The sequence below is a fragment of the Lysobacter xanthus genome (assembly GCF_047159895.1).
Window position 1 is genome coordinate 1 of sequence record NZ_BAAGAB020000111.1, and the last position, 4,316, is coordinate 4,316.

Below are 4,316 nucleotides of genomic sequence, written 5' to 3' on the forward strand. Positions count from 1 at the left end.
GCCGCTGGATCGACTCGATGTCCGGGAAGATGTCCGCGTGGTCGTATTCGAGGTTGTTGAGGATCGCGACCGTCGGATCCATGCCCCCGGTGATCGCGGCGACGCCGATCGCGACGTGGATCAGCGGGAACAGGGAGAACAGCGCGGTGACGGCCGCCACGACGTAATGGAAGACGCCCAGCAGGTCGACCTGCCGCAGTTCCTCGTCCGTGGCGTGGAGGGCCGCCATCGCCTCAGCCGATGCGGACGCGTTCGCCACCCGCGCGCACCACCTGGCCGATCGCGCGATGGGCGAGGCCCAGGCGGTCGAGGTCGGTGGCCACCGCCGTCACGTCGTCGGGCGCCACCACCAGCACGAAGCCGACGCCGCAGTTGAACGTGCGCCACATCTCGGCGTCGGCGACCGCGCCTTCGCGCTGCAGCCAGTCGAAGACGGGCGGCAGCACGATCGCACTCGCGTCGATGTCGAGGCCCAGGCCCTCCGGGATGACGCGGATGATGTTCTCGGTGAGCCCACCGCCGGTGATGTGCGCCATGGCGTGCAGTTCGTGCGCGGCCAGCAGTTCGAGGACGGGCTTCACATACAGCGCGGTCGGCGCCATCAGGGCGTCGACGAGCTTGACGCCGCCGAGGTCCAGTTCGGCCGGCCGGCCGGCGCGGTCGTAGATGCGGCGCACGAGCGAGTAGCCGTTGGAATGCGGGCCGCTGGAGGCGATGCCGATCAGCACGTCGCCCTCGCGCACCTTCGCGCCGTCGAGCAGCTTCGACTTCTCGACCGCCGCCACGCAGAAGCCGGCCAGGTCGTACTCGCCCGGGCCGTACATGTCCGGCATCTCCGCCGTCTCGCCGCCGATCAGCGCGCAGCCCGACAGCTCGCAACCCTTCGCGATGCCGCCGACGACCGCGACCGTGGTGTCCACGTCGAGCTTGCCCGTGGCGAAATAGTCGAGGAAGAACAGCGGCTCGGCGCCCTGGACCAGCACGTCGTTGACGCACATCGCGACCAGGTCGATGCCGATGGTGTCGTGCCGGCCGAGCTGCTGCGCGAGCTTGAGCTTGGTGCCCACGCCGTCGGTGCCGGACACCAGCACGGGTTCGCGGTACTTGCCGGACAGGTCGAAGAGCGCGCCGAACCCGCCCAGGCCGCCCATCACCTCAGGGCGGAAGGAGCGCTTCACCAGCGGCTTGATCCGCTCGACGAGCTCGTTGCCCGCGTCGATGTCGACGCCGGCCTCGCGGTAGGTGAGCGGGGCGCGGGCGGGGTCGTTCGACTGGGACACGGCGGTCTCGGGCGGTCGTGTGAAGAGCCGGCGATTCTACCAGCGCGGCGGCCGCGGCCCGGCCGGCGTGGACGGCCCGGCGGCGCTGGGGCACCATGCTCCGCCTGTCCACTCCCCCGGGCCGGCGATGTCGCGCGCGTTCCGTACCTTCTCCGCGTTCCTCCTTCTCCTCGCCTTCGCCTCGGCCGTCCAGGCCCAGCGCGTGGAGGGCTCCCGTGCCCGTGCGAGCGGCCCGTACTCCGCCGAGGTGGTGGTCAACAACCAGACCGACGCCCAGCGCAACACCGGCTTCGCGCGCGGCCTGCTGCAGGTGCTGCAGCGCGTGACCGGCGACCGCGGCGTCAACCAGCGGCCGGGCGTGGGCGACGAGCTGCGCCGCGCCCGCGAGTACGTCGACCATTACGACTTCCGCCAGGACCAGGGCATCGGCCCGTCCGGCGCGCCCAGCTACAACACGACGCTCGTCGTCGACTACGACGACAAGAAGGTCGACGAGATGATCGCGACGCTCGGCCTGCAGTCCTGGCCGACGCCGCGTCCGAAGCCCGTTCTCTGGCTCGCGATCGACGACGGCAGCGGTCCGCGTCTGGTCGGCGTCGACAAGGGCAATGCCGCGCGTCCGGTGCTCGACCGCGCCAAGCAGCGGGGCTATTCGCTCGGCCTGCCGACGGGCAATGCCGCGGAACAGGCGCTGGTCGGTGCGATCTGGCGAGGCGACACGGCCGCGATCGCGCGCGCCTCGTCGAAGTATTCCCCGCCGATGCAGCTGATCGGCAAGCTGTACCGCACGGTCTCGGGCGGCTGGCAGGCCGAGTGGACGTTCCTGGACAACGGCAAGCAGCTGGCGAAGACCGCGACGTACGACCGTGACGCGCGCCGCGCGATGTCCGGCGGCGCCGACATCGCAGCCGATGCGCTGATCCGCAAGTACGCCAAGCCGGCGAAGACGATCGCGCCGCCCGGCCGCTACGCGGTGACGTTCACCGGCGTCGGGAGCACCGACGACTTCCTGCGCCTCGCCGCGTATCTCGAACGCACCGCGGTCGTGCGGCGCGCCACGCCGCTGCGCGCCACGCCCGACGGGCTCGTCTACGAGCTGGAACTGGTCAGCGGCGTCGCGGGCTTCGCGAAGGTCGCGGCGAAGGACGGCGTGCTCGAGCAGGCCGGCGACGACGACAGCGCCACCTTCCGGCTGCGCTGATGAGCGACGCCGCGCCGCTCGACCAGATCGCGACGTTCCTGCGTCGCGTGCAATGGGCCGCGGTGGTGCTCGGCGCGCTGTGGCTGCTCAGCCTGCTCGCGCCGATCCTCACCCCGTTCGTGGTGGCGGCGCTGCTCGGCTGGCTCGGCGATCCGATCGTGGACCGCCTCGTCGCGCGCGGCCGTTCGCGCGGCACCGCGGTGGCGCTGGTCTTCAGCACGATGACGCTGGCCTTCGTGCTGCTGCTCGTTCTGCTGCTACCGATGCTGCAGCGGCAGATCGTCACGCTCATCGAGTCCGTGCCGCGCTACAGCGCCTGGATCGGCGAAACCCTGTTGCCCTGGGTCGAAGCGCGGACGCGGTTGGACGTCGATCGCTACTTCGACGTCGGGTATGCGGTGACGATGCTGCGGGAACACTGGGAGAGCGCGGGCGGCATCGCGAAGTCGGTGCTCGGCTACGTGACGCGCTCGGGTTCGATGCTGCTGGGGCTCGCCGTGAACGCGGTGCTGGTGCCCGTCCTGGCGTTCTTCTTCCTGCGGGACTGGGACGCGTTGGTGGAGCGCATCGCGGCGCTCATTCCGCCGCGGCACCTGCCGATCGTCACGCGTCTCGCGCGCGAATCGGATGTGGTGCTCGCCGGCTTCCTGCGCGGGCAGTTCATGGTGATGCTGATCCTCGGCATCGGTTACGCCGTCGGCCTGCAGATCGTCGGGCTCGACCTCGGTATCCTGATCGGGCTGGTCGCCGGCCTGCTGACCTTCGTTCCCTACGTGGGCCCGGCCAGCCTGCTCGTGCTGGGCGGCATCGCCGCGCTCGTGCAGTTCGGCGACTGGCAGCACGTCGTCGGCGTGCTCGTGGTGTTCTCGATCGGCCAGGTCGTGGAGAGCTACTGGCTCACGCCGAAGCTGGTCGGCGACCGGATCGGGCTGCATCCGATGGCGGTGATCTTCGCGGTGCTCGCGGGCGGCCAGCTGTTCGGTTTCCTCGGCATGCTGCTCGCGCTGCCGATCGCGGCCGTCGCGAACGTGCTGCTGCGCTACGCGCAGGAACGCTACCGCGCCAGCCGCCTGTACGGCGGCGACGCACCGCTGATCGTGGTCGAGGGCGGCGCGGAACACGGGCCGGGGTGATGGCGGGCGTCCGTGACGTGCCGCAGTTGCCGCTCGCGCTGCGGTATCCGCCCGACCAGAGGCTCGAGACGTTCGTCGCCGCGCCCGATGGCGCGATCGCCATGCTCGACGCGCTGGCCACCGGCACCGCGGGCGACTGGATCTTCGTCGACGGCCCCGAAGGCGCCGGCAAGACGCATCTCCTGCTGGGCGCCTGCGCCCGGGCGCTCGTCGCCGGGCTGCGCCCGGCCTACCTGCCGCTGTCGACGGCGGCAGGTCGCGTGCGCGACGCGCTGCAGTCGCTCGAAGGAATGGACGTCGTGGCGCTCGACGACCTCGACGCCATCGCCGGCGAGCGCGACGACGAGATCGCCCTGTTCGATTTCCACAACCGAGCGCGCGCGCTCGGCACCCGGGTGGCCTATGCCGCGGCCGCGCGGCCGGAATCGCTCGCGCTCGTGCTGCCCGACCTGCGTTCGCGGCTGGGGCAGTGCATCGGCGTTTCGGTGTCGCCGCCGGACGACGACGCGCGACGCGAGGTGCTGCGCCAGCGTGCGCAGCGACGCGGGCTGGCGGTCGACGAGGCCGCGCTCGACTGGCTGATGCGCCGCGTCGGTCGCGACCTCGGCAGCCTCACGCAATTGTTCGATCGCCTGGACCGCGCCGCGCTCGCGGCGCAGAGGCGGCTGACCGTGCCGTTCCTGCGCGAGGTGCTGGGGGCGG

The 4,316-nt window shown here is 71.5% G+C and carries 4 protein-coding genes and 1 pseudogene; 3 read left to right on the forward strand and 2 right to left on the reverse strand.

From position 1 onward, the window contains the following. Together ACY35P_RS14955 and purM are read right to left on the reverse strand one after the other, a co-directional pair. Window positions 1-229, reverse strand: a pseudogene (locus tag ACY35P_RS14955) (hypothetical protein); the annotation flags it as partial. A 4-nt stretch (window positions 230-233) separates the two neighbouring features. Then, entirely contained in the window at window positions 234-1,280 is a 1,047-nt protein-coding gene (purM, locus tag ACY35P_RS14960) for a phosphoribosylformylglycinamidine cyclo-ligase (RefSeq protein ID WP_462116631.1), read from the reverse strand. 127 nt (window positions 1,281-1,407) lie between these two features. Here purM and ACY35P_RS14965 point away from each other — a divergent pair, with 127 nt between their 5' ends. The 3 genes from ACY35P_RS14965 to hda form a co-directional block, all read left to right on the forward strand. Further along, on the forward strand, window positions 1,408-2,481 hold the full coding sequence (locus tag ACY35P_RS14965) for a DUF2066 domain-containing protein (RefSeq protein ID WP_462116632.1): 1,074 nt from the start codon (window positions 1,408-1,410) through the stop codon (window positions 2,479-2,481). After that, window positions 2,481-3,614 (forward strand): AI-2E family transporter, encoded by a 1,134-nt coding sequence (locus ACY35P_RS14970; protein ID WP_462116633.1) that lies wholly within the window; start codon window positions 2,481-2,483, stop codon window positions 3,612-3,614. The genes ACY35P_RS14965 and ACY35P_RS14970 overlap by 1 nt, the downstream gene beginning before the upstream one ends. Then, on the forward strand, window positions 3,614-4,316 hold a 703-nt coding region (gene hda / locus ACY35P_RS14975; protein ID WP_462116634.1), incomplete at its 3' end, for a DnaA regulatory inactivator Hda. The genes ACY35P_RS14970 and hda, both read left to right, overlap by 1 nt.

Excerpts from the sequence above, each read along its gene's own strand:
- ACY35P_RS14965 (WP_462116632.1), top strand. The coding sequence starts at position 1,408 with ATGTCGCGCGCGTTCCGTACCTTCTCCGCGTTCCTCCTTCTCCTCGCC.
- ACY35P_RS14970 (WP_462116633.1), top strand. The coding sequence starts at position 2,481 with ATGAGCGACGCCGCGCCGCTCGACCAGATCGCGACGTTCCTGCGTCGC.